The 23,837-nt window shown below is 71.4% G+C and carries 22 protein-coding genes; 6 read left to right on the forward strand and 16 right to left on the reverse strand.

Annotated features, from left to right (window positions below):
* Positions 1 to 8 precede the first annotated feature (8 nt).
* The 3 genes from zwf to pgl are packed head-to-tail and all read left to right on the forward strand — an operon-like array spanning position 9 to position 3,348.
* The gene (zwf, locus tag ACIP4Z_RS29910; protein WP_401313458.1) at positions 9 to 1,538 is read left to right on the forward strand and encodes a glucose-6-phosphate dehydrogenase; all 1,530 of its coding nucleotides are present in this window, start codon (positions 9 to 11) and stop codon (positions 1,536 to 1,538) included.
* Positions 1,535 to 2,572, forward strand: coding sequence for a glucose-6-phosphate dehydrogenase assembly protein OpcA (opcA, locus tag ACIP4Z_RS29915; protein WP_355333876.1), 1,038 nt, complete (start codon positions 1,535 to 1,537; stop codon positions 2,570 to 2,572). Before zwf ends, opcA begins: the two co-directional genes overlap by 4 nt.
* Entirely contained in the window at positions 2,569 to 3,348 is a 780-nt protein-coding gene (gene pgl, locus ACIP4Z_RS29920; protein ID WP_355333878.1) for a 6-phosphogluconolactonase, read from the forward strand. Before opcA ends, pgl begins: the two co-directional genes overlap by 4 nt.
* A gap of 84 nt (positions 3,349 to 3,432) precedes the next feature.
* Here pgl and pgi read toward each other — a convergent pair whose 3' ends face one another.
* The 4 genes from pgi to ACIP4Z_RS29940 all read right to left on the reverse strand — a co-directional run bounded on the left by pgi (position 3,433) and on the right by ACIP4Z_RS29940 (position 7,397).
* Positions 3,433 to 5,091 (reverse strand): glucose-6-phosphate isomerase, encoded by a 1,659-nt coding sequence (gene pgi / locus ACIP4Z_RS29925; RefSeq protein WP_401313345.1) that lies wholly within the window; start codon positions 5,089 to 5,091, stop codon positions 3,433 to 3,435.
* Positions 5,092 to 5,166: 75 nt separating this feature from the next.
* The gene (locus ACIP4Z_RS29930; RefSeq protein ID WP_391044095.1) at positions 5,167 to 5,289 is read right to left on the reverse strand and encodes a hypothetical protein; all 123 of its coding nucleotides are present in this window, start codon (positions 5,287 to 5,289) and stop codon (positions 5,167 to 5,169) included.
* Between the two features lie 94 nt (positions 5,290 to 5,383).
* Positions 5,384 to 6,148, reverse strand: coding sequence for an SIS domain-containing protein (locus ACIP4Z_RS29935; RefSeq protein ID WP_355333884.1), 765 nt, complete (start codon positions 6,146 to 6,148; stop codon positions 5,384 to 5,386).
* A gap of 211 nt (positions 6,149 to 6,359) precedes the next feature.
* Complete coding sequence (locus ACIP4Z_RS29940; protein ID WP_355333887.1) at positions 6,360 to 7,397, reverse strand: BadF/BadG/BcrA/BcrD ATPase family protein; 1,038 nt, start codon at positions 7,395 to 7,397, stop codon at positions 6,360 to 6,362.
* Positions 7,398 to 7,467: 70 nt separating this feature from the next.
* Here ACIP4Z_RS29940 and ACIP4Z_RS29945 point away from each other — a divergent pair, with 70 nt between their 5' ends.
* Positions 7,468 to 8,334, forward strand: coding sequence for a MurR/RpiR family transcriptional regulator (locus ACIP4Z_RS29945; RefSeq protein WP_188284199.1), 867 nt, complete (start codon positions 7,468 to 7,470; stop codon positions 8,332 to 8,334).
* Positions 8,335 to 8,442: 108 nt separating this feature from the next.
* On the opposite strand, the gene ACIP4Z_RS29950 is transcribed toward ACIP4Z_RS29945, so the two are convergent.
* From ACIP4Z_RS29950 to uvrA, 11 genes are all read right to left on the reverse strand, one after another.
* Positions 8,443 to 8,778, reverse strand: a complete 336-nt coding sequence (locus tag ACIP4Z_RS29950) for an RNA polymerase-binding protein RbpA (protein WP_073497103.1) — start codon at positions 8,776 to 8,778, stop codon at positions 8,443 to 8,445.
* Between the two features lie 170 nt (positions 8,779 to 8,948).
* Positions 8,949 to 9,185, reverse strand: coding sequence for a preprotein translocase subunit SecG (gene secG / locus ACIP4Z_RS29955; RefSeq protein ID WP_355333892.1), 237 nt, complete (start codon positions 9,183 to 9,185; stop codon positions 8,949 to 8,951).
* Between the two features lie 153 nt (positions 9,186 to 9,338).
* The gene (gene tpiA / locus ACIP4Z_RS29960) at positions 9,339 to 10,124 is read right to left on the reverse strand and encodes a triose-phosphate isomerase (protein WP_391044090.1); all 786 of its coding nucleotides are present in this window, start codon (positions 10,122 to 10,124) and stop codon (positions 9,339 to 9,341) included.
* A 4-nt stretch (positions 10,125 to 10,128) separates the two neighbouring features.
* On the reverse strand, positions 10,129 to 11,352 hold the full coding sequence (locus ACIP4Z_RS29965) for a phosphoglycerate kinase (protein ID WP_401313353.1): 1,224 nt from the start codon (positions 11,350 to 11,352) through the stop codon (positions 10,129 to 10,131).
* Between the two features lie 143 nt (positions 11,353 to 11,495).
* Complete coding sequence (gene gap, locus ACIP4Z_RS29970; protein ID WP_355333900.1) at positions 11,496 to 12,500, reverse strand: type I glyceraldehyde-3-phosphate dehydrogenase; 1,005 nt, start codon at positions 12,498 to 12,500, stop codon at positions 11,496 to 11,498.
* 180 nt (positions 12,501 to 12,680) lie between these two features.
* Positions 12,681 to 13,658, reverse strand: coding sequence for a DNA-binding protein WhiA (gene whiA, locus ACIP4Z_RS29975; protein WP_188284204.1), 978 nt, complete (start codon positions 13,656 to 13,658; stop codon positions 12,681 to 12,683).
* Positions 13,649 to 14,653, reverse strand: a complete 1,005-nt coding sequence (gene yvcK, locus ACIP4Z_RS29980; protein WP_355333903.1) for a uridine diphosphate-N-acetylglucosamine-binding protein YvcK — start codon at positions 14,651 to 14,653, stop codon at positions 13,649 to 13,651. The genes whiA and yvcK overlap by 10 nt, the downstream gene beginning before the upstream one ends.
* A gap of 2 nt (positions 14,654 to 14,655) precedes the next feature.
* On the reverse strand, positions 14,656 to 15,582 hold the full coding sequence (gene rapZ / locus ACIP4Z_RS29985) for an RNase adapter RapZ (protein ID WP_355333906.1): 927 nt from the start codon (positions 15,580 to 15,582) through the stop codon (positions 14,656 to 14,658).
* A complete protein-coding gene (gene uvrC / locus ACIP4Z_RS29990; protein ID WP_401313359.1) occupies positions 15,579 to 17,669 on the reverse strand; it encodes an excinuclease ABC subunit UvrC in 2,091 nt (696 codons plus the stop codon). The genes rapZ and uvrC overlap by 4 nt, the downstream gene beginning before the upstream one ends.
* A 113-nt stretch (positions 17,670 to 17,782) precedes the next feature.
* On the reverse strand, positions 17,783 to 18,205 hold the full coding sequence (locus tag ACIP4Z_RS29995) for a Rieske (2Fe-2S) protein (protein WP_355333910.1): 423 nt from the start codon (positions 18,203 to 18,205) through the stop codon (positions 17,783 to 17,785).
* A gap of 191 nt (positions 18,206 to 18,396) precedes the next feature.
* Positions 18,397 to 21,387 (reverse strand): excinuclease ABC subunit UvrA, encoded by a 2,991-nt coding sequence (gene uvrA / locus ACIP4Z_RS30000; protein ID WP_391044083.1) that lies wholly within the window; start codon positions 21,385 to 21,387, stop codon positions 18,397 to 18,399.
* A gap of 214 nt (positions 21,388 to 21,601) precedes the next feature.
* On the opposite strand from uvrA, the gene ACIP4Z_RS30005 reads away from it, so the two are divergent.
* Entirely contained in the window at positions 21,602 to 22,330 is a 729-nt protein-coding gene (locus ACIP4Z_RS30005; RefSeq protein WP_401313363.1) for a maleylpyruvate isomerase family mycothiol-dependent enzyme, read from the forward strand.
* Between the two features lie 26 nt (positions 22,331 to 22,356).
* Complete coding sequence (locus tag ACIP4Z_RS30010) at positions 22,357 to 23,013, forward strand: MBL fold metallo-hydrolase (protein ID WP_401313365.1); 657 nt, start codon at positions 22,357 to 22,359, stop codon at positions 23,011 to 23,013.
* 112 nt (positions 23,014 to 23,125) lie between these two features.
* On the opposite strand, the gene ACIP4Z_RS30015 is transcribed toward ACIP4Z_RS30010, so the two are convergent.
* Entirely contained in the window at positions 23,126 to 23,812 is a 687-nt protein-coding gene (locus ACIP4Z_RS30015) for a DUF3761 domain-containing protein (protein ID WP_401313368.1), read from the reverse strand.
* Positions 23,813 to 23,837: the final 25 nt, after the last annotated feature.

Raw genomic sequence — 23,837 nt, forward strand, 5'->3', positions numbered from 1 at the left:
TGTCCACGCTGACATCTTCGGAAGGCAACCCGCTGCGGGATCCGCTGGACCGGCGGCTGCCGCGGATCGCGGGCCCGTCCGGCCTGGTCATCTTCGGCGTGACGGGCGACCTGTCGCGCAAGAAGCTGATGCCGGCCGTGTACGACCTGGCCAACCGCGGTCTGCTGCCGCCGGGCTTCGCGCTGGTCGGCTTCGCCCGCCGCCAGTGGGAGAACGAGGACTTCGCCCAGGAGGTCCACGACGCGGTCAAGGAGCACGCGCGCACGCCCTTCCGTGAGGAGGTGTGGCAGCAGCTCGCCGAGGGCTGCCGCTTCGTGCAGGGCGACTTCGACGACGACACCGCCTTCGAGACGCTGAAGGCGACCATCGAGGAGCTGGACAAGGCGCGGGGCACGGGCGGCAACTTCGCCTTCTACCTGTCCGTACCGCCGAAGTTCTTCCCCAACGTGGTGCAGCAGCTCAAGAAGCACGGGCTGTCGGACGGCACCGGGGACTCCTGGCGGCGCGCGGTCATCGAGAAGCCGTTCGGCCACGACCTGGCGAGCGCGATGGACCTCAACCAGGTGGTGCACGAGGTCTTCCCGCCCAACGAGGTCTTCAGGATCGACCACTACCTGGGCAAGGAGACCGTCCAGAACATCCTGGCGCTGCGCTTCGCCAACACGATGTACGAGCCGATCTGGAACCGGTCGTACGTCGACCACGTCCAGATCACCATGGCCGAGGACATCGGCATCGGCGGCCGGGCCGGGTACTACGACGGCATCGGCGCCGCGCGCGACGTGATCCAGAACCACCTGCTGCAACTGCTGGCGCTGACCGCGATGGAGGAGCCCGGCTCCTTCCACCCGAAGGCGCTCACCGCGGAGAAGCTGAAGGTGCTCAGCGCGGTCGTCCTCCCCGAAGACCTCGGCAAGAACACCGTGCGCGGCCAGTACGCGCACGCCTGGCAGGGCGGCGAGGAGGTGCTCGGGTACCTGGAGGAGGACGGCATCGACCCCAAGTCCAAGACCGACACCTACGCGGCCGTGAAGGTGGAGATCAACAACCGGCGCTGGGCGGGTGTGCCGTTCTACCTGCGGACCGGCAAGCGGCTGGGCCGCCGCGTCACCGAGATCGCGGTGGTCTTCAAGCGGGCGCCGTATCTGCCGTTCGAGTCCGGGGCCACCGAGGAGCTGGGGCAGAACGCCCTGGTCATCCGGGTGCAGCCGGACGAGGGCGTGACGGTGCGGTTCGGTTCGAAGGTGCCCGGCACCTCGACCGAGGTCAGGGACGTGACGATGGACTTCGCGTACGGCGAGTCCTTCACCGAGTCCAGCCCGGAGGCGTACGAGCGGCTCATCCTCGATGTGCTGCTCGGTGACGCCAACCTCTTCCCGCGCCACCAGGAGGTCGAGATCTCCTGGACGATCCTCGACCCGATCGAGGAGTACTGGGACAAGCACGGCAAGCCCGCCCAGTACGCGTCCGGCACCTGGGGACCGGTCGAGGCGGACGAGATGCTCGCACGAGACGGCAGGAGCTGGCGTCGGCCATGAAGATCGATCTGACGGACACCACGTCCGCGAAAATCAACTCGGGTCTGATCCAGGCCCGGCGGGCGATCGGCACTCCCGCGGTCGGGATGGTGCTGACCCTGGTCATCGTCACCGACGAGGGCAGTGCCTACGACTCGCTCAAGGCCGCCACCGAGGCGTCCAAGGAGCACCCGTCGCGGATTCTGGTCGTCGTCAAGCGGCCCGGCCGTTCGCCGCGGGACCGGGCGAGCGCCCGGCTCGACGCGGAGGTGCTGGTCGGCTCGGAGGCGGGCACCGGCGAGACCGTGATGCTGCGGCTGCACGGCGAGCTGGCCAACCACGCCGAGTCGGTGGTGCTGCCGCTGCTGCTGCCCGACGCCCCCGTGGTCGTCTGGTGGCCGGACAACGCGCCGGACAACGCGGCGGAGGACCCGCTGGGTCGCCTCGCGCAGCGCCGGATCACGGACGCCGCGGCGGCCGAGGACCCGGTGGCGTCGCTCGGCGTCCGCGCGGCCAGTTACTCGCCCGGCGACACCGACCTGGCCTGGACCCGGATCACCCCGTGGCGTTCGATGCTCGCGGCGGCCCTGGACCAGAAGCACTCGAAGATCACTGACGCGATCGTCGACGGCGAGGCGTACAACCCGAGTACGGAACTGCTCGCGCTGTGGCTCGCGGACCGGCTGGGTGTGCCGGTGGAGCGCAGGGTCTCCGACGGCCCCGGCATCACCGCGGTGCGGCTGGCGACGGCCGACGGCGACATCTGCCTCGACCGGGCGGACGGCGCGCTGGCGGAGCTGGCGATGCCGGGTCAGCCGGACCGGCATGTGGCGCTCAAGCGGCGTGAGACCTCCGAGCTGATCGCGGAGGAGCTGCGCCGTCTGGACCCGGACGACATATACCGCTCCACCGTGCAGTTCGGGGTCAAGCACCTGGTCAACAACCCCGGCGGCGCGGAGACGGTGAGCCCGGACGGCACCGTCACGGCGAAGGACAAGACGCCCAGCGCCGCCAAGCGGGCCGCCGTGGCCAAGAAGGCGGAGAGCGCGAAGTGAGCACGCCACAGGTGGTCGTCCACCGGGACAAGGAGCTGATGGCGCAGGCCGCGGCGGCCCGGCTGATCACCAAGGTCGTGGACGCCCAGGCCGCCCGTGGCACCGCTTCGGTGGTGCTCACGGGCGGGCGCAACGGCAACGCCCTGCTCGCCGCCCTCGCCGCGTCCCCCGCGCGTGACGCGGTGGACTGGGCGCACCTGGACCTGTGGTGGGGCGACGAGCGGTTCGAGCCGGACGGCGACCCGGAGCGCAATGTCACGCAGGCCCGCGCGGAGCTGCTGGACGCGGTCCCGGTCGATCCGTCGCGGGTGCACGCCATGCCCGCCTCGGACGGGCCGTACGCCGACGCCGACGAGGCGGCCGAGGCGTACGCGGCGGAGCTGGCCGCGGCGGCGGGTCCCGAGGACCGGCTGCGGGTGCCGGCCTTCGACGTGCTGATGCTGGGGGTGGGGCCCGACACGCATGTGGCGTCGCTCTTCCCCGAGCACCCCGCGGTGCGGGAGAGCGAGCGGACGGTCGTCGGTGTGCACGGCGCTCCGAAGCCGCCGCCGACCAGGATCTCGCTGACGCTGCCCGCGATCCGCGCAGCCCGCGAGGTGTGGCTGCTGGCGGCGGGCGAGGACAAGGCTTCGGCGGTGGCCCTGGCGCTGTCGTCCCCGGGTGAGTTGCAGGCGCCCGCCTCGGGTGCCTACGGGCGGTCCAGGACCCTGTGGCTGCTGGACCGGACCGCGGCGGCCAAGCTCCCGCCGCAGCTGTATCCGCCGGCCTCGTCGTAGGCCGTCCGAGCGGCCCTCGGCCTGGTCGCTCGCCACCGCGGCGGTTCACCGGATCTCCGGTGAACCGCCGCGGTGCGTGGTGCCTCAGCGACCACGCAGCTCGCGGTACTTGGCGACCAGGGCCGTGGTGGAGGCGTCCAGGCCGGGGACTGCGGTGCCCTCGGCGAGGGCGGGCTCGACGCGCTTGGCGAGGACCTTGCCCAGCTCGACGCCCCACTGGTCGAAGGAGTCGATGTTCCAGACGGCGCCCTGGACGAACACCTTGTGCTCGTAGAGGGCGATGAGCTGGCCGAGGACGGACGGCGTCAGCTCGGTGGCCAGGATGGTGGTCGTGGGGTGGTTCCCGCGGAAGGTCTTGTGCGGGACCAGCTCCTCGGGCACGCCCTCGGCCCTGACCTCGTCCGGCGTCTTGCCGAAGGCCAGCGCCTGGGTCTGCGCGAAGAAGTTCGCCATCAGCAGGTCGTGCTGGGAGGCGAGCGGCCCGAGTTCCTCGACCGGCCGCGCGAAGCCGATGAAGTCCGCGGGGACGAGCTTGGTGCCCTGGTGCAGCAACTGGTAGTACGCGTGCTGCCCGTTGGTGCCCGGCGTGCCCCAGACGACCGGACCCGTCTGCCAGGTCACCGGGTTGCCCTGCCGGTCCACGGACTTGCCGTTGGACTCCATGTCGAGCTGCTGGAGGTAGGCGGTGAACTTGCTCAGGTAGTGGCTGTACGGCAGCACCGCGTGCGACTGCGCGTCGTGGAATCCGCCGTACCAGACGCCGAGCAGGCCGAGCAGCAGCGGGACGTTCTCCTCCGGCGGCGCGGTCCTGAAGTGCTCGTCGACCAGGTGGAATCCGGCCAGCATCTCGCGGAAGCGGTCGGGGCCGATGGCCAGCATCAAGGAGAGGCCGATGGCCGAGTCGTAGGAGTACCGGCCGCCGACCCAGTCCCAGAACTCGAACATGTTCTGGGTGTCGATGCCGAAGTCGGCGACCTTCTCCGCGTTGGTGGACAGCGCCACGAAGTGCTTGGCGACCGCGGACTCGTCGGCGCGCAGCTCGGTGAGCAGCCAGTCGCGGGCGGAGGTGGCGTTGGTGATGGTCTCGATGGTGGTGAAGGTCTTGGACGCGATGATGAACAGCGTCTCGGCCGCGTCCAGGTCACGGACCGCCTCGTGCAGGTCGGCGCCGTCCACGTTGGACACGAAACGGACCGTCAGACCGCGGTCGGTGTAGGCGCGCAGCACCTCGTAGGCCATCGCGGGGCCGAGGTCGGAGCCGCCGATGCCGATGTTGACGACATTCCTGATCCGCTTGCCGGTGTGGCCGGTCCACTCCCCCGAGCGCACCCGGTCGCAGAAGACCTGCATCTTGTTGAGCACGGAGTGCACGGCGGGCACGACGTCCTGGCCGTCCAGCTCGATCACCGCGGAGCGCGGGGCGCGCAGAGCGGTGTGCAGGACCGCCCGGTCCTCGGTGACATTGATCCGCTCGCCGCGGAACATCGCGTCACGAAGCTCGAACACCCCGGTCGCGGCGGCCAGTTCGCGCAGCAGCCGGAGCGTCTCGTCCGTCACGAGCTGCTTGGAGTAGTCCAGATGGAGGTCACCCACTTGGAGGGTGTAACGGCTGCCCCGCTCGGGGTCGGCCGCGAACAGATCCCGCAGGTGCGCGTCCGCCAGTTCCTCGCGGTGCTTGCCGAGCGCGTGCCATTCGGCACGCTGGTCGAGAGCCTTCGGGCCCTGCGCGTTCGTTTCGGACATCAGTCCACTTCTCCTCGTCCTCGCTGCACGCCCCACGCTAATTGATGACACGCCGGAACGAGACGAGGGCGGGCATCAGGAAGGCGTGCGGTTGGCGGCGCTGACCCGGCCGAGCAGGTCCGCCGGGGTGCGTTCCTGGAGGAGCGTCACCTCACTGACGTTCCGCGCCGTGCCGAGAGCGCCGGATACGGCCGTCACGGTGACCGCGGCCGGCCGGGTCCGCCGCGCCGGGGCAGCGCGGCGGACTCGGCGAGCGCGGGCGGCTCGGTGGCGCGGGAGAAGTGGCGGCGGGTCAGAAACCGCCGCGGTGCAGGCGGCCCGCGTAGCGCTCCTCCAGGACGGCGTTGCGCTCGAAGCCGCCGGGCAGATTCGCGGAGATGTAGACCGGGGCCTCGTGCCCCTCGGCGGTGAGCAGGCCCACGCACTCGGCGACGACCATCTGGACCAGCAGGGCCGAGGTGATGGTGGAGACACCGCACAGCGCGCCGCCGTCGGGCAGCGGGAGCAGGGCGTCACCGGCGGGCGCGCAGTTGTCGAGGACGGCGTCGGCGATGTCCGCGAGCCGCTTGCCGCTGGGGTGCAGAGCGGGCACGGCGCGGGTGTGGGTCAGCGAGGTGAGGGCGACCAGCGGGTGCCCCGCCTCCTTGACCTGGAGCGCCATGTCCACCACGGAGTTGTTCACACCGGAGTTGGAGACGATCACGAACAGGTCCCGCGGGTGCGGCGTCGACAGGTCGTACAGCCGCCTGGCCAGGCCGGGGGAACGTTCCAGCAGCGGGTCGTCGAGCACCGAGCGGTCCTCGCCGCCGCGCAGCACGAGGTCGGCGAGGCCGATCCGGTTGGTGGGGATCAGGCCGCCCGCGCGGCCGACGATCTCCAGGACGGTGGCCTGGGAGTGGCCGGTGCCGAAGCCGTGGATCACACCGTCGGCGGCCACGCAGTCGGCGAAGAGCCGTCCCGCGGCGGCGACGGAGTCCTTGTTGGCCGCGATGGCGCGCTCGACGGCGGCGCGCCCCTCGTCGGCGAACCGGGCGGCGCTGAGCTGTGCGTCGGCCATGGCCGAGCCCCCTTGGTGGGTCGGGTGGTGAGATCGGTGGCCGGTTCGGCTCGATCAACCATCTTTGAGATGGTCCGATGAAACAATGAACCACCCTTCGCGCCGCCGTCAAGACACCCCGGCGCCGCCGCGACCCCGCGAGGAACCCGGCCTCACCACAGGAGACCCCTCGCCCCAGAGGGCCCCGCCCTCACACCAGCGGCCCCCGCCCTCACAGCAACAGCCGTGCCAGCGCCGCCGCCCCCACTCCCCCGTTCGCCACCGGGAAGACCCGCAGCGCGAGCCCGTCGAGCCGGGCGACGACCCGGTCGAGCAGCGGGCCGCCGGGCCCGAGCAGTCCGCCGGTGAGCACCAGCGGCTCCCCCGGCCGCGGCTCCAGCGCCCGTACGGTCGCCACCAGCAAATCGGCCGCGCCGTCCAGCAGCCGCAGCGCCACCGCGTCGCCCTCGTCCGCCGCCTCCACCGCCTGCCTGCTGAGCTGCGCGAGCCGGGCGGGCGTCTGCTCGTACGCGCTGGTCACGATGGCCTCGCTGAGATCGGCGCGCGCCTCGCCGTCGGGCAGTGGCCGTTCCGCGCCGTCCAGGCGCCCGGTGCCGCCCAGCCGCTCGTACGCGCCCGGCGGCAGATAGTGCGCGGCGACCCTGGCGACCAGCGAGGTCCAGGGGCCGCGGCCGTCCAGCGCCTCCAGCGCCGCCCGCACCGCCCGGCCGCCGAGCCAGAAGCCGCTGCCCTCGTCGCCGAGCAGCCAGCCGTGGCCGTCCACGACCGCGGAGCGGCGTCTGCCGGTGAGCCGGGTGGCGATGGCGCCGGTGCCCGCGATCAGCACCAGGCCGTCGCCGGGCGCGCCGGGCGCGGAGGCCAGCGCGACCTCGGTGTCGCCGCCGACGCCGATCGCGGCGCCCGTGATGCCGTTGGCGGCCAGCGCGTCGGCCAGACAGGACAGCGCGAGGCCGTGGCCGCGCTCGGCGCCGAGCCCTTCCGCAGCGCCCGCGAAGCCGCCGTAGACCGCGGCGACCCGCCCCCGCAGGTCGGCCGGGACCGCCTGGGCGACCGCGTCCGTCAGGTGCCGGGTCAGTTCGGCCCGGCCGACGCTCAGCGCGTTGCCCGGCCCCCCGGTGCCGCGGCCGAGCACGACGACCTCCGCCGGGCCCCCGGCCGTCTCCGGCGCCGCCTCCGCCAGATACGCGCGGCTGCTGGTACCGCCCGCGTCGATGCCGATCACAAGCGGTCGGCTGTAGATTTCACTCATTGCCACGAATGGTGGTTGATAGATTCACCCGCAGGCAAGTCCTCAAGCCGTCCAGCCGAGACGAGTCACCATGATCACCGCGTTGATCCGCTCCGAACTGCCCCGGATGTCCGGTTCCCTGCGCAAGGTGGGCGAGCTGGTGCTGGCCGACCCGGTCGCGGCGACGCACGGCTCCGCGGCCGAGCTGGGGCGGCGTACGGGCACCTCGCAGGCCACCGTCACCCGCTTCTGCCGGGCGCTCGGCCTGGACTCGTACCAGCAGCTCCTGATCGAGCTGGCGCAGGAGCAGGGCCGCAGCGAGGCGGAGCCCCGTACGGCGGCGCTCGGGCCGCAGATCGGGCCCGAGGACGACCTGGAGCAGGTGATCGGGGTGGTCGCGGAGGCCGATCTGCGGGCGCTGCGGCAGACCGCCGACCGGCTGGACCGCGAGGCACTCGAACGGGCCGCGCAGACGCTCGCGAAGGCCCGCAGGATCGACGTCTACGGCGTCGGCGGCTCGGGGATCGTGGCCAGGGAGACCGAGGCGCGGCTGTACGGCATCGGCTGCGCCGCGCACGCCTGGACCGAGGTGCACGCGGCGGAGACCTCCGCGGCCCTGCTGACGCCCTCCGACGCGGTGGTGGCCATCTCGCACTCGGGCGCCACCCGGGAGGTGCTGGAGCCGCTGCGGCTGGCCGCGGAGCGCGGCGCCGTCACCGTGGCCGTCACCGGCGACCCGCGCTCGCCGATCGCCCAGGCCGCCGACGTACGCCTCACGTCCACCTCGGGCGAAACCAGCTTCAGGCGCGGCAACTTCGGCACCCGCCACTCCGTACTGCTCATCGTGGACTGCCTGTACGCCCGCGTCGCGCAACTCACCTACGAACGGGCTACGGCCTCCATCGCGTTGACGGGCCATATCGCGGACGCGCACGCGGCCCGGCCGCGCCGCCGCTGAGACGCCCGCCGCGGAGCGTGCCGTGAAAACAGAAAGCCCTCGGTCGCCGGGCGGGCTCAGAGGTCTGAGCCCGCCCGGCAACCGAGGTCCGGGACTTCCCTGATCTCGCTAGATCTCGCCGCGGAGCTTCGCCAGCGCCTCGGCGAGGATCGCCTCGCCGTCGGCGGCGCTGCGCCGCTCCCGCACGTAGGCGAGGTGGGTCTTGTACGGCTCGGTACGCGGCGGCGCCGGCGGATTCTCCTCGTCCTGCCCCGCCGGGAAGCCGCAGCGTGGGCAGTCCCAGGTCTCCGGGATCTGCGCGTCGCTGGCGAAACTCGGCTGGGTCTCGTGCCCGTTCGAGCACCAGAAGGAGATGCGGAGGCGCGGCGCGGACTCGCCGCGCTCGGCCTCTCCCATCGGCCCCGCTCCGACCCGACTTCCACGGATCGCGTTGCCACTTGCCACGGTCGTAACTCCCTGCGTGATGGTGCTGCGAGGTCGCCAGTTTACGGAGACCTTACGTGCCGTCCAGTGGCAGGCGCTCGACCTGTCCCCCGAGGACGTCTCCCCATAGTAAGCCGGGGTGGCGACGAGGCGTCAGTTCTCCCTGGATGCGCGGGAGTCGAACGTCGGCCCTACTTCTGGAACTTCATCACCAGGCCAAGGGTGACAATGCAGGCGAACCACAGCAGACCGACCACGACGGTGATCCGGTCGAGGTTGCGCTCGGCCACCGAGGAGCCGCCGACGGAGGACTGCATGCCGCCGCCGAACATGTCCGAGAGGCCGCCGCCCTTCCCCTTGTGCATCAGCACGAGCAGCAGAAGCAGCAGGCTGAAAATGATGAGGGCGATGGAGAACCCGATGACCACGGCTGGACCAACTCTCTCGACTACATGACAACGGCGCGGGGCCGGACGGCGCGGTCACGCCGGTCCGGCCCCGACAGGGTACTTCCTGAGGGGCGTGTCAGCCCACTGCCCGGTGCCCCGGCTCACCGTCCGTGGCCGCGGGCCCCGGTTCCGTCACTGGTCGCGGAACCGGACGATCTTGACGAACTCCTCGGCGTCCAGTGCCGCGCCGCCCACCAGGGCGCCGTCCACGTCCGGCTGCGCCATGATCGCGGCGACGTTGCCGGACTTCACGGAGCCGCCGTACTGGATGCGCACGGCGTCCGCCAGCTCCTGGTCGTACAGCTCGGCCAGCCGCCCGCGGATCGCCCCGCAGACCTCCTGCGCGTCCTCGGGGGTGGCCACCTCGCCGGTGCCGATCGCCCAGACCGGCTCGTACGCGACCACGATCGTGGCGGCCTGCTCGGCGGGGATGTCCTTCAGGGCGCCGTCGAGCTGCGCGAGGGTGTGCGGGACCTGCTGGCCGGCCTTGCGGACGTCCAGGCCCTCGCCGACGCACAGGATCGGGGTGAGGCCGTTCCTGTAGGCGGCCTTCACCTTGGCGTTGACGACGGCCTCGTCCTCGCCGTGGTACTGGCGGCGCTCGGAGTGCCCGATCGCCACGTACGCGCACTTCAGCTTGGCCAGCATCGATCCGGAGATCTCGCCGGTGTACGCGCCGGAGTCGTGCGCGGACAGGTCCTGGGCGCCGTACTTGATCTTCAGCTTGTCGCCGTCGACCAGCGTCTGTACGGAGCGCAGATCGGTGTACGGCACCAGGACGGCGACCTCGACCGCGTCGTAGTCCTTGTCGGTGAGCGCGAAGGCGAGCTTCTGGACGTGCGCGATGGCCTCGAGGTGGTTGAGGTTCATCTTCCAGTTGCCCGCCATCAGCGGGGTGCGGGTGCTCTGCTCGGTCATCTGCTCACTTCTCCAGTGCGGCAAGGCCGGGGAGCGTCTTGCCCTCGAGGTATTCCAGGCTCGCGCCGCCGCCGGTGGAAATATGGCCGAAAGCGTTCTCGTCGAAGCCGAGGATGCGGACGGCCGCGGCCGAGTCGCCGCCGCCGACCACGGTGAACGCGTCGGAGTCGATCAGCGCCTGGGCGACCGCGCGGGTGCCGTCGGCGTAGTCCGGGTGCTCGAAGACGCCCATCGGGCCGTTCCAGAAGATGGTGGCGGCGTCGGCGAGCTTGGCGGCGAAGAGCTCGCGGGACTCGGGGCCGATGTCCAGGCCGATCACGTCCGCGGGGATCGCGTCCACCGGCGCGTTGACCGGCGAGGACGGCGCCTTGGTCTTCAGGTCGGGGAACTCGGTGGCGCCGACGACGTCGACCGGCAGGACGAATTCCACGCCCTTGGCCTTGGCGCGCTCCAGGTACTCCTTGACCACGGGGATCTGGTCCTCCTGGAGCAAGCTCTTGCCGACCTCGTGGCCCTGGGCCTTGAGGAAGGTGAAGACCATGCCGCCGCCGACCAGGATGCGGTCGGCCTTGTCCAGCAGGTGGTCGATGACGCCGAGCTTGTCGGAGACCTTGGAGCCGCCGAGCACCACCGCGTAGGGGCGGGAGACGTCCTCGGTGAGCTTCTTCAGGACGCCGACCTCGGTGGCGATCAGTCCGCCCGCGGCGTGCGGGAGGCGGGCCGGGAGGTCGTACACCGAGGCGTGCTTGCGGTGCACCGCTCCGAAGCCGTCGCCGACGTAGGTGTCGGCCAGCTCCGCGAGCCGGTCGGCGAAGGCGCCGCGCTCGGCGTCGTCCTTGCTGGTCTCGCCCGCGTTGAAGCGCAGGTTCTCCAGGAGCGCGACCTGGCCGTCGGCCAGGCCCGCCACGGTGGCCGCGGCGCTCTCGCCGACGGTGTCGGCGGCGAACACCACCTCGTGACGGCCTTCGCCGAGCAGCTCGCCCAGGCGCGCGGCGACCGGCGCGAGCGAGAACTTCGGGTCGGGCTCGCCCTTGGGGCGGCCGAGGTGCGAGGCCACGATCACCTTGGCGCCCGCCTCGGCGAGCTTGGTGATGGTGGGGACGGCGGCGCGGATCCGGCCGTCGTCGGTGATGCGCTCCCCGTCGAGCGGGACGTTGAGGTCGGCGCGGACGAACACCCGCTTGCCGGCGATCCGCCCCTCGCTGATCAGGTCGTCGATCGTCTTCATCTGTACGGTCTCCTACGGGTACGGCTGCGGGTACTGACGGGTACGGGACTGCGGAGTGGGCAAGGGACAGGGCCCGGACCGGCGCTTCGTCGCACCCGTCCGGACCCTGTCGCTCACATCGCTGTGCGTCGGCCGCTACGGCGTCAGAGCTGGCCGCCGACGAAGACCGTGAGGTCCACGAGGCGGTTGGAGTAGCCCCACTCGTTGTCGTACCAGCCGATGACCTTGACCGTCTTGCCCTGGACCATGGTCAGGGAGGAGTCGAAGGTGCAGGAGGCCGGCCAGTTGACGATGTCCGAGGAGACGATCGGGTCCTCGGTGTACTCCAGCAGGCCCTTGAGCTGACCCTCGGACGCCTTCTGGAAGGCGGCGTTGACCTCGTCCTTGGTGACCTCGCGCTCGAGGTCGACGACCAGGTCGGTGACCGAGCCGGTGGGGACCGGGACGCGCATCGCGATGCCGTCCAGCTTGCCCGCCAGCTCGGGGATGACCAGCGCGGTGGCCTTCGCGGCACCCGTGGTGGTCGGGATGATGTTCTCCGCGGCGGCGCGGGCGCGGCGCAGGTCCTTGTGCGGGAAGTCCAGGATGCGCTGGTCGTTGGTGTACGCGTGGACCGTCGTCATCAGGCCCTTGACGATGCCGAAGTTCTCCAGCAGCACCTTCGCCATCGGCGCCACACAGTTCGTGGTGCACGAGGCGTTGGAGATGATGTGGTGGTTCGCGGCGTCGTACTTGTCCTGGTTGACGCCCATCACGATCGTGATGTCCTCGCCGGTGGCGGGCGCCGAGATGATGACCTTCTTGGCACCGCCCGCGATGTGCTTGCCCGCGTCGGCGGCCTTGGTGAAGATGCCGGTCGACTCGATGACGACGTCGACGCCCAGCTCGCCCCACGCGATGGCGGCGGGGTCGCGCTCGGCGAGCACCTTGATGGTCTTGCCGTCGACGGTGATGGAGTCCGCGGTGTGGGTGACCTCGGCCTTGAGGCGGCCGAGGATGGTGTCGTACTTCAGCAGGTGCGCCGTCGTCGCGGTGTCACCCAGGTCGTTGACAGCCACGATCTCGATGTCCGCACCCTGCTCCAAGGCGGCGCGGAAGAAGTTACGACCGATGCGGCCAAAGCCGTTGATGCCTACCCGGATCGTCACGAACCGATCTCCTCGCTCATTCGCCGGAGCCCTCTCCGGCTGCGAAATATGGGATGTCCCCGACCAGGGACGAGCCTACCCGGCCAGGGGCGCGGAGGTGACATCGGGCCGAGGCCCCTCCGCCTCCGCCCCGTCCGCCGCCGCGCGCATGACGGCCGGGGCCTGTCCGGCGGACAGGCCCTAGCCGACCATCTCGTCGGTGAGGTTGGCGTCGGTGCCGGGCAGGCCGAGGTCCGAGGCGCGCTTGTCGGCCATGGCCAGCAGGCGGCGGATCCGGCCGGCGACCGCGTCCTTGGTCAGCGGCGGCTCGGCGAGGGAGCCCAGCTCCTCCAGGGAGGCCTGCTTGTGGTCCATGCGTAGGCGCCCGGCCGCGGCGAGGTGTTCCGGTACGTCGTCGCCGAGGATCTCCAGCGCGCGCTGCACACGGGCTCCGGCGGCGACGGCGGCGCGGGCCGACCTGCGCAGGTTGGCGTCGTCGAAGTTGGCGAGCCGGTTGGCGGTGGCCCGGACCTCGCGGCGCATGCGGCGCTCTTCCCAGGCGAGCACCGAGTCGTGGGCGCCGAGCCGGGTCAGCAGCGCGCCGATCGCGTCGCCGTCCCGTACCACCACGCGGTCCACATTGCGGACCTCGCGGGCCTTGGCGGGGATCTGGAGGCGGCGGGCGGCGCCGACCAGGGCCAGGGCGGCCTCGGGTCCCGGGCAGGTGACCTCCAGCGACGAGGAGCGGCCGGGCTCGGTGAGCGAGCCGTGCGCGAGGAAGGCACCGCGCCAGGCGGCCTCCGCGTCGCAGGTGGCGCCGGAGACGACCTGCGGGGGCAGGCCGCGGATCGGCCGGCCGCGGCCGTCCACCAGGCCGGTCTGCCGGGCGAGCTGGTCGCCGCCCGCCACCACGCGCACCACGTACCTGCTGCCCCTGCGCAGCCCGCCGGGCGCCATCACCACCAGGTCGGAGGAGTGCCCGAAGATCTCCAGGATGTCCTTGCGCAGCCGCCTGGCCGCGATCCCGGTGTCCAGCTCCGCCTCGATCACGATCCGGCCGCTCACCAGGTGGAGGCCGCCGGCGAACCGCAGGATCGACGAGACCTCCGCCTTCCGGCAGCAGGTCCGGGTGACGGGAAGCCGGGAGATCTCATCCTTCACCGCTGCCGTCATCGCCATGGGCCGATCCTTCCACGCATACGAAAAATCCTGTCATACGCGGCGGCCAACAGCTCCGGGTCGTGCCGCGGCCCGTCGGGGGCGGCGACCGGTGCCAGCTCGACCGTGCCGCCCAACCGCTGTGCGGCCTCGGAGAGGCTGTCACGGTCGGGTACGGCGGCCTCGTCGGCGAGAACCACGTCGATGGTGAGTTTAGGGGCGTGTCGGGCCAAAACCTCCAAGTGACGCTGCGGAGAAAATCCGTCGGTCTCACCTGGTTGCGGCGCGAGGTTCAGCGTGAGGACCCGGCGCGCCCTGGTCGTCATGAGGGCGTCGACCAGCTCGGGGACGAGCAGATGCGGGATCACCGAGGAGAACCAGGAGCCGGGGCCGAGCACCACCCAGTCCGCGTCGAGGACCGCCTGCACGGCCTCGGGAACGGCGGGCGGATCGGCCGGGACGACCTGCACTTCCTGCACCTCACCGGGGGTGAGGGCGACCGTGGCCTGGCCGCGGACGGTGCTGATCTCGTCGGGCCTGTCGGGGTCGTGGCCGCGGACGATGGCGTGCAGGTCGAGCGGGACCGCGGACATCGGCAGCACCCTGCCGTGGGCGCCCAGCAGCCGCCCGACCCACTCCAGCGCGGCGACCTCGTCGTTGAGCTGTTCCCACAGCGCGACGATCAGCAGATTGCCGACCGCGTGCCCGTGCAGATCACCCTCGCTGGTGAAGCGGTGCTGGACCACTCGGGCCCATGTGCGCCCCCATTCGTCGTCCCCGCAGAGCGCGGCGAGCGCCTTGCGGAGGTCTCCCGGCGGCAGTACGCCCATCTCCTGGCGGAGTCTGCCGCTGGAGCCGCCGTCGTCCGCGACGGTGACCACCGCGGTCAGATCGCCGGTGATCCGGCGCAGTGCGGCGAGGGAGGCGGCCAGGCCGTGCCCCCCGCCGAGGGCGACCACCTTGGGCGGCACCCCGGCGCGGCGGCCCGTACCCCGGCGCCGCCGCCGACCCGTCATGATCACTCGCGCCCCATGTCCCTGTGCACTGTCACGGTCTCCACCCCATCCGCGGCCAGCCGTGCGGCCAGCCGTTCCGACATCGCCACGCTGCGGTGCTTGCCGCCCGTGCAGCCGACCGCGATCGTCACGTACCGCTTGCCCTCGCGCCGGTATCCGGCGGCGATGATGTGCAGCAACTCGGCGTAGCGGTCGAGGAATTCCTTCGCGCCCGGCTGGTTGAACACATACTGCGCCACCTCGTCGTTGAGCCCGGTGAAGGGCCGCAGCTCCGGCACCCAGTGCGGGTTGGGCAGGAAGCGGCAGTCCACCACCAGGTCGGCGTCGACGGGCAGGCCGTACTTGAATCCGAACGACATGACCGTGGCCCGGAGTTCCGGCTCCTCCTCGCCCGCGAACTGGGCGTCCAGCTTGGCGCGCAGCTCGTGCACGTTGAGGCTGGAGGTGTCGATCACCAGGTCGGCGTCGCCGCGCAGCTCGCGCAGCAGGTCGCGCTCGGCCGCGATGCCGTCCACGATCCGGCCCGAGCCCTGGAGCGGGTGCGGCCGGCGGACCGACTCGAAGCGGCGGACCAGGGCCTCGTCTGAGGCTTCCAGATAGATGATCCGGCGCTTGACGCTGCGGGTCGCCAGGTCGGCGAGGGACTCGCGCAGATTGTCGAAGAAGCGGCGTCCGCGGACGTCCACGACCACGGCGATCCGGGCGACGTTGCCCTGCGAGCGCGCGCCGAGATCCACCATGGTGGGGATCAGCGCGGGCGGCAGATTGTCCACCACGAACCAGCCGAGGTCCTCCAGACACTTGGCCGCGGTGCTGCGGCCCGCTCCGGACATGCCGGAGATGATCACCAGTTCGGGGATGGCCTCCACGGCCTCCCCCGCTCCGCCGGTTGTCACGTGCGTTCCGTCCTGTTCGTCCTGGTCGCTCATGTGCTGATCCCCCGATGGTGGGACGGGTCCGCCCCGGGCGGGGTCCCGTCGGCCTCTTCGATGATCTCTCCTGTCGCGGTGTTCACCGCGGGTGCGGCCGGAGCCGCGGCTGCCAGGGTCGCCGCGACCGTCTCCGCCGTACGGCGGCCGATCCCCGGGACCTCGCAGATCTCCTCGATCGTCGCCGCCCGGAGCCGTTTCAGCGAGCCGAAGTGCTTCAGCAGCGCCTGCCTGCGGGTCTCGCCGAGCCCCGGCACGGAGTCCAGCGCGCCGGCCTTCATCGACTTGGAGCGCTTGCTGCGCTGGTACGAGATCGCGAACCGGTGCGCCTCGTCGCGGACCCGCTGGAGCAGGTACAGGCCCTCGCTGGAGCGCGGCAGGATCACCGGGTCGTCGTCGCCGGGCAGCCAGACCTCTTCCAGGCGCTTGGCGAGGCCGCACACGGCGACGTCGTCTATGCCCAGCTCCTCCAGCGCGCGCCGGGCGGCGGCCACCTGCGGCTGTCCGCCGTCGACCACGACGAGCTGCGGCGGGTACGCGAATTTGCGCGGCCGTCCGGTGTCGGGGTCGATGGGGCCGGACGCCTGTTCCTCGTGGTCCAGGGGAACATCGCCGTGGTTCGCGGGGACCTCGCCGGACTCGCCCTCCCACTCGCCGGTCTTCTGCTTCTCCAGCAGATAGCGGCGGAAGCGGCGGGAGATCACCTCGTGCATCGACCGGACGTCGTCCTGCCCGGCGAAGGTCTTGATCTGGAAGCGGCGGTACTCGCTCTTGCGGGCCAGGCCGTCCTCGAAGACCACCATGGACGCGACCACGTCGTCGCCCTGGAGGTGGCTGATGTCGTAGCACTCGATCCGCAGCGGCGCGGTGTCGAGGTCGAGCGCGGCGGCGATCTCCTCCAGCGCGCGGGAGCGGGTGGTGAGGTCGGAGGCGCGCTTGGTCTTGTGCAGCGCGAGGGCGTGCTGCGCGTTGCGCTGCACGGTGGCCATCAGGTCCTTCTTGTCGCCGCGCTGCGGTACGCGCAGGCTGACGTGCGAGCCGCGGCGGTCGCTCAGCCACTGCGCGACCGGCTCCGACGGTGCGGGCAGCGCCGGGACCAGCACCTCCTTGGGCACACCGCCGCTGCCGCCGGAGCGCTCGGCGTCGCCGCGCTCGTCGCCGTAGAGCTGCTGGAGGGCGTGCTCGACCAGGCCCGCGGTGTCGACCGCCTCGACCTTGTCGGTGACCCAGCCGCGCTGGCCGCGGACCCGGCCGCCGCGTACGTGGAAGATCTGCACGGCGGCTTCCAGCTCGTCCTCGGCGACGGCGATCAGGTCGGCGTCGGTGGCGTCGGCGAGCACCACCGCGTTCTTCTCCATGGCGCGGCGCAGCGCCTCCAGGTCGTCCCGCAGCCGGGCGGCCTGCTCGTACTCCATCTCGCTCGCCGCGTCCTTCATGCGCTGTTCCAGGCGGCGCAGGTAGGTGCCGGTGTGTCCGGCCATGAAGTCGCAGAATTCCTCGGCCAGTTCGCGGTGGTCGTCGGCGCTGATCCGGCCGACGCAGGGCGCGGAGCACTTGCCGATGTAGCCGAGCAGACAGGGGCGGCCGATCTGCGCGGAGCGCTTGAAGACCCCGGCGGAGCAGGTGCGGACCGGGAAGACCCGCAGCAGCAGGTCGACGGTCTCGCGGATCGCCCAGGCGTGCGCGTACGGACCGAAGTAGCGCACGCCCTTGCGCTTGGGGCCGCGCATGACCTGCACGCGCGGGAACTCCTCGTTCATCGTCACCGCGAGGGACGGATAGCTCTTGTCGTCGCGGTACTTGACGTTGAACCGCGGGTCGAACTCCTTGATCCAGGAGTATTCGAGCTGGAGCGCCTCCACCTCGGTGGAGACCACCGTCCACTCGACGGCCGCCGCGGTGGTCACCATCGTGGCGGTCCGCTGGTGGAGGTTGGTGATGTCCTGGAAGTACGAGGAAAGCCGCTGGCGCAGGCTCTTCGCCTTGCCGACGTAGATCACCCGACCGTGCTCGTCCCGGAACTTGTAGACCCCCGGGGAGTCGGGGATCTGGCCCGGCTTCGGTCGGTAGCTGCTGGGGTCCGCCATGTCTCCCACCCTACTGGCGGGATGCGACATTCCCGGGCCAGGCCGGGCAGTGCCGACCGGTGCGGATACCGGCGGGCGGGACCGCCGGTTCGCGCGGGCCGGACTGCCGGTGGTCAGCTCGCCGGACCGGCGGTGAGCTTGCCGCCGGAGGCGGTGACCTGCACGGCGGGCAGCGGCTTGGTCGCCGGGCCCTGGAGCACGGCGCCGGTGTCCGCGTCGAACTGGCTGCCGTGGCAGGCGCAGGTGATCGTCGTGCCGTCCACCGAGGTGACGACGCAGCCCGCGTGCGTGCAGACCGCGCTGAACGCCTTGAAGGTGCCCTCCTTCGGCTGCGCCACGACCACCTTGTCGTTCCGGTAGAGCTTGGCGCCGCCGACCGGTACCTCGGTGGCGGCGCCCAACTCCACGGCTTTGGCGGGCCCGTCGGACGAACCGCCGCCGGAGCCGCCGCACGCGGTGAGGCCGAACCCGGCGGCTCCGGCCAGGGCCGCGCCTCGCAGGACGGTACGGCGGCAGGCGGGCAGTTCGGTGGTCATGTGCGCTCCAGGTCGGGGAGGTGGGGAGGTCTCGCGACCCGTAACCCTACGTCCCCCACCTGTCCGCTTCCTCTGTGCCACTCCCGGACGCCCACTGCCTGACGACCGCGCCTGACGACCGCTGCCTGACGACCGCGCCTCGACGGCGTGCCGCCGCGCCCGCGCCGACCCGTCCTTGACCTTCCTCGGTGCTACGCCTTGCCCGCCGTCCGCTTGCGCGGCGCCGGGGTCTTCTTCGCGGCGGCCGTCGTGCCCTTCTTGGCCGCGGCGGCCGTCCCCGTGGCCTTCTTGGGGGCGGGCACCCGCTTCTTGGGCGCGGGCACCGACGCGTCGCTGATCCGCTCCGCGCCCAGGACGTCCCGCAGGAACTTGCCGGTGTGGCTGGCCGGGACGGCCGCGATCTGCTCGGGGGTGCCCTCGGCGACGACCAGTCCGCCGCCGTTGCCGCCCTCGGGGCCCATGTCGACCACCCAGTCGGCGGTCTTGATGACATCGAGATTGTGCTCGATGACGATCACGGTGTTGCCCTTGTCGACCAGGCCCTGGAGCACCTTGATCAGCTTGCTGATGTCCTCGAAGTGCAGACCGGTGGTCGGCTCGTCCAGGACGTAGACCGTACGGCCGGTGGAGCGCTTCTGGAGCTCGGAGGCGAGCTTCACGCGCTGCGCCTCGCCGCCGGACAGCGTCGGCGCGGACTGCCCCAGGCGTACGTATCCCAGGCCGACCTCGTAGAGCGTGCGCAGGTGCCGGGCGATGGCGGGCACCGCCTCGAAGAAGTCCAGTGCCTCCTCGATCGGCATCTCCAGCACCTCGGCGATGGACTTGCCCTTGTAGTGCACTTCCAGCGTCTCGCGGTTGTAGCGGGCGCCGTGGCAGACCTCGCACGGGACGTAGACGTCCGGCAGGAAGTTCATCTCGATCTTGATCGTGCCGTCGCCCGAGCAGTTCTCGCAGCGACCGCCCTTGACGTTGAAGGAGAAGCGGCCGGGCAGATAGCCGCGGACCTTCGCCTCCATCGTCTCCGCGAAGAGCCGCCGCACATGGTCGAAGACACCGGTGTACGTGGCCGGGTTGGAGCGCGGGGTGCGGCCGATCGGCGACTGGTCGACGTGCACGACCTTGTCCACCAGGTCGTCGCCGTCCACCCGGGTGTGCCGGCCGGGGACGCTGCGCGCCCCGTTCAGCTCGCGGGCCAGGTGGGTGTAGAGGATGTCGTTGACCAGCGTCGACTTGCCGGAGCCGGAGACGCCGGTGACGGCGGTGAGCACTCCGAGCGGGAAGGACACGTCGATGTCCTGGAGATTGTGCTCGCGGGCGCCGTGCACGGTCAGCCGCCGCTTGCGGTCGATCGGGCGGCGTACGTCGGGGGTGACGATGACGCGCTTGCCCGAGAGGTACTGCCCGGTCAGCGACTCCTCGTTGACCAGCAACTCCTTCAGCGAGCCGGAGTGCACCACCTTGCCGCCGTGCTCACCGGCGCCGGGGCCGATGTCGACCACCCAGTCGGCGGTCTTGATGGTGTCCTCGTCGTGCTCGACGACGATCAGCGTGTTGCCCAGGTCGCGCAGCCGCACCAGGGTCTCGATCAGCCGGTGGTTGTCGCGCTGGTGCAGGCCGATCGACGGCTCGTCCAGCACGTACAGCACGCCGACCAGGCCCGAGCCGATCTGGGTGGCGAGCCGGATGCGCTGGGCCTCGCCGCCGGACAGGGTGCCCGCGGCGCGGTTGAGCGAGAGGTAGTCCAGGCCGACGTCGACCAGGAACTTCAGCCGTTCGTTGACCTCCTTGAGCACCCGCTCGGCGATCTTCTTGTCGCGGGCGTCCAGCTTCATCCCGCCGAGGAACTCGGCGCAGTCGCTGATCGACATGGCGGAGACGTCCGCGATGGAGCGGTCCTGGACGGTGACGGCCAGCACGATCGGCTTGAGCCTGCTGCCGTGGCAGGTGGGGCAGGGCACCTCGCGCATGTACCCCTCGAAGCGCTCCCGGCTGGAGTCGCTCTCGGAGTCCTGGTGCCGCCGCTTCACGAACGGGATGGCGCCCTCGAAATGCGCGTTGTACGCGCGCTCGCGGCCGTACCTGTTCTTGTACGCGACCCTGACCTCGGCCTTGTGGCCGTAGAGCAGCGCCTTCTTCGCGCGGGCGGGCAGCCCGGCCCAGGGGATGTCGGTCCTGAAGCCCAGCTCCCCCGCGAGACCTTCGACCAGCCGCTCGAAGTAGCCCTTGGACATGCCGCCGGTCCAGGGCGCGATGGCGCCCTCGGCCAGGGACTTCTCCTCGTCGGGGACGATCAGCTCCGGGTCGACCTCCATGCGGGAGCCGATGCCGGTGCAGTCGGGACAGGCGCCGAAGGGCGAGTTGAAGGAGAAGGAGCGCGGCTCCAGCTCCTCGAAGGACAGGTCGTCGTACGGGCAATACAGGTGCTCGGAGAACATCCGCTCGCGCTGCGGGTCGTCCTCGGGCAGGTCGACGAAGTCCAGGATGACCATGCCGCCGGACAGGCCGAGCGCGGTCTCGACGGAGTCCGTGAGGCGGCGCTTGGCGCTGTCCTTCACCGTGAGGCGGTCGATGACCACCTCGATGGTGTGCTTCTCCTGCTTCTTCAGCTTGGGCGGGTCGGTGAGCTGGATCGTGGCCCCGTCGACCCGGGCACGGCTGTAGCCCTTGGTCTGGAGGTCGCCGAAGAGGTCGACGAATTCGCCCTTGCGCTCACGGACCAGCGGGGAGAGCACCTGGAAACGGCTGCCCTCCTCCAGCTCCAGCACCCGGTCGACGATGGCCTGCGGCGACTGCCGGGAGATCGGGCGGCCGCACTCGGGGCAGTGCGGCTTGCCGATCCTGGCGAAGAGCAGCCGGAGGTAGTCGTAGACCTCGGTGATGGTGCCCACCGTCGAGCGCGGGTTGCGCGAGGTGGACTTCTGGTCGATGGAGACCGCCGGGGACAGGCCCTCGATGAAGTCCACATCGGGCTTGTCCATCTGGCCGAGGAACTGGCGGGCGTAGGAGGAGAGCGACTCGACGTACCGGCGCTGCCCCTCGGCGAAGATCGTGTCGAAGGCGAGGGAGGACTTGCCCGATCCGGACAGCCCTGTGAACACGATGAGGGAGTCCCGCGGCAGGTCGAGCGACACGTTCTTCAGATTGTGCTCGCGAGCGCCACGGACGGTGAGTCGATCGGCCACGCCAGTGCGCACCTTTCATAGAGACGGGGGGAGAGTCGGCACCCCCAGTCAGCCTAAACGGGGTGCGCTCGGGTTTTCTTCCGGTTCGCCGCGTTCTCAGAAGTTGCGACACACCGACCATATAGCACGTGCATTCGATTTACGGGCGCGCTCTGACCACTTCACCCGATCGTGTGTCCTGCGCGAGCGCGGGGTGACGCGCTAGCGTCGGTACGTGACCGTCCAACGACCGGATCCCGTACTCGATGCGGTTGCCGTCCGGGAAGCCACCGACCGATTCGTCGCCGCGGTGTCCGCGCTCCCCGCCGACGGCGTCGCCGAACCCTCGCTGCTGCCCGGCTGGACCCGCGGGCATCTGCTGACCCATGTCGCCCGCAATGCCGACGCCCTGGCCAATCTGCTGATCTGGGCGGGGACCGGCGTGGAGACCCCGATGTACGCGGACGCGACGTCCCGCGACCGGGCCATCGAGGAGGGCGCGGGCCGTCCCCTCGACGACCACCTCGCCGATCTGCGGGCCTCGGCGGAGCGGTTCGAGCGGGCCGCCGCGCAGGTGCCGCCGTCGGGCTGGGCGACGCAGGTCACGCTGCGCTCCGGCCGGGTGATCGCCGCCGCCGAGGTCCCCTGGCGGCGGCTGGGCGAGGTGTGGCTGCACCTGGTCGACCTCGGCATCGGCCCCACCACCGCCGACCTGCCCGCCGACTTCGCCGCCCGTGAGCTGGCCTCCCTCGCCGACGGCCTCACCGGGCACGAGGGCATCGCCGCGGTCCGCCTGGAGGACACCGAGTCCGGCGTGTCCTGGACGATCGGCGCCGCCGCGGAACCCGACCTCACCGTCAGCGCCGCCACCCGCCCCCTGCTGGCCTGGGTCTCCGGCCGCGGCCCGTACGAGGGCCTGACCGTGACCCCCGACGGCCCGCTGCCCGTACTGCCTCCGCTCTAGGCACCCCGAACCTCTAGGCTGGCGGCATGGCGTACAGCGGAGAAGTGACGGTGGGCGGGACCCCCGACGTGCATGAACTGGAAGATCTGATCATCACCAAGGTCGCGGTCGGGCCGATGAACAACAACGCGTACGTGTTGCGCTGCCGGGCCACCGACGAGCAGCTTCTGATCGACGCGGCCAACGACGCGCAGACGCTGCTGGAGGTCGTCGGCGACGCCGGGCTCGGCGCCGTCGCGACCACCCACCAGCACGGCGACCACTGGCAGGCACTGCGCGCGGTGATCGACGCGACCGGCGCCCGTACCTACGCGGGCCGCGAGGACACGGTGGGCATCCCGGTCCCCACCGATGTGGCGCTGGACGACGGCGACACCGTGACCTTCGGCCGCGTCAGCCTCACCGCGCGGCACCTGGTCGGCCACACCCCGGGCAGCATCGCCTTCGTCTACGACGACCCGCACGGCGCCCCGCACGTCTTCACCGGCGACTGCCTCTTCCCGGGCGGCGTCGGCAACACGCACGACGACTCGGCCGCCTTCACCTCGCTCCTCGACGACGTCACGGCCAAGCTCTTCGACGTGCTCCCGGACGAGACCTGGGTCTACCCCGGCCACGGCAACGACACGACCCTCGGCGCCGAGCGCCCCCACCTCAAGGAATGGCGCGAGCGCGGCTGGTAGCGGTCGGCGCGCACACCCCGGCCCGGCGGGGGGCGAGCAGCGGATTGCCGCCGGCTCGCCCCCGCCCCGCGCTCCCCCGGAGGTCCGTACGGTCGCCGTACGGCCGGGCGGGCTACTTGTACCAGACGGCCACGCCGTGGTGGTGCGAGCACGTGCCCCGGTGGTGCTGCGAGTAGGACAGCGTGCCGTCGTTGCAGAGGGCGGTGGCGCCGTCGTGGTCGTTGACCGGGGGTTCGGTATACCCGACGGTCGGCTTCGGCTTCGGCTTGGGTTTCGGCTTGGGCTTCGGGGTCGGCTTGTGGGTGACGGTGGTGGGGCGGGGCTTGGGCGTCGCCTTGTGCGTGGCGGTCGGCGACGGCGCCGTGGTGCGGGTGACCGTGGGTGTGGGTGACGGCGCCGGGGTGCCGTCCGCGGGCGGGCAGATCTCGGCGATCTTGACGACGGCGAGGTCGACCGGGCCGGACAGAGCCGCGGGCCCCTGGCCGGGCTGCTGGAAGCACACCTTCCAGTCGCCGTCGGAGACCTGGGTGCGCTCGGCCCCCGTCGCGTCGTGCGCGGCGATCCGGGTGAACCCGGCGTCGTCGGCCATGGTGCGCGCGGCGAGCAGCGGCATCCCGGTCAGGTTGGGCAGTTGGCCGGTGAGCGCGGCCTGCGTGGTGGTGGGCGCGGCCGTGGGTGTGGCCGAGACCGAGGCGGCGGCGCCCGATATGTCGTCGGTCCCCCCGTCGCCGTCGCATCCCGCGAGCGCGAGCCCCGCGACGGCCAGTAAACAGGCAGCGGTGATGGCACGTTGACGCAATTTGTCCCCCCAGGACAGGTATGAG

Origin of the sequence: Streptomyces sp. NPDC088910 (assembly GCF_044749865.1) — a bacterium.
Classification (GTDB): domain Bacteria; phylum Actinomycetota; class Actinomycetes; order Streptomycetales; family Streptomycetaceae; genus Actinacidiphila.

Coding starts and splice junctions, on each gene's coding strand:
- opcA (WP_355333876.1), top strand. CDS start 1,535: ATGAAGATCGATCTGACGGACACCACGTCCGCGAAAATCAACTCGGGT.
- pgi (WP_401313345.1), bottom strand. CDS start 5,091: ATGTCCGAAACGAACGCGCAGGGCCCGAAGGCTCTCGACCAGCGTGCC.
- ACIP4Z_RS29935 (WP_355333884.1), bottom strand. CDS start 6,148: ATGGCCGACGCACAGCTCAGCGCCGCCCGGTTCGCCGACGAGGGGCGC.
- ACIP4Z_RS29940 (WP_355333887.1), bottom strand. CDS start 7,397: ATGAGTGAAATCTACAGCCGACCGCTTGTGATCGGCATCGACGCGGGC.
- ACIP4Z_RS29945 (WP_188284199.1), top strand. CDS start 7,468: ATGATCACCGCGTTGATCCGCTCCGAACTGCCCCGGATGTCCGGTTCC.
- tpiA (WP_391044090.1), bottom strand. CDS start 10,124: ATGACCGAGCAGAGCACCCGCACCCCGCTGATGGCGGGCAACTGGAAG.
- ACIP4Z_RS29965 (WP_401313353.1), bottom strand. CDS start 11,352: ATGAAGACGATCGACGACCTGATCAGCGAGGGGCGGATCGCCGGCAAG.
- whiA (WP_188284204.1), bottom strand. CDS start 13,658: ATGGCGATGACGGCAGCGGTGAAGGATGAGATCTCCCGGCTTCCCGTC.
- yvcK (WP_355333903.1), bottom strand. CDS start 14,653: ATGACGGGTCGGCGGCGGCGCCGGGGTACGGGCCGCCGCGCCGGGGTG.
- rapZ (WP_355333906.1), bottom strand. CDS start 15,582: ATGAGCGACCAGGACGAACAGGACGGAACGCACGTGACAACCGGCGGA.
- uvrC (WP_401313359.1), bottom strand. CDS start 17,669: ATGGCGGACCCCAGCAGCTACCGACCGAAGCCGGGCCAGATCCCCGAC.
- ACIP4Z_RS29995 (WP_355333910.1), bottom strand. CDS start 18,205: ATGACCACCGAACTGCCCGCCTGCCGCCGTACCGTCCTGCGAGGCGCG.
- ACIP4Z_RS30010 (WP_401313365.1), top strand. CDS start 22,357: ATGGCGTACAGCGGAGAAGTGACGGTGGGCGGGACCCCCGACGTGCAT.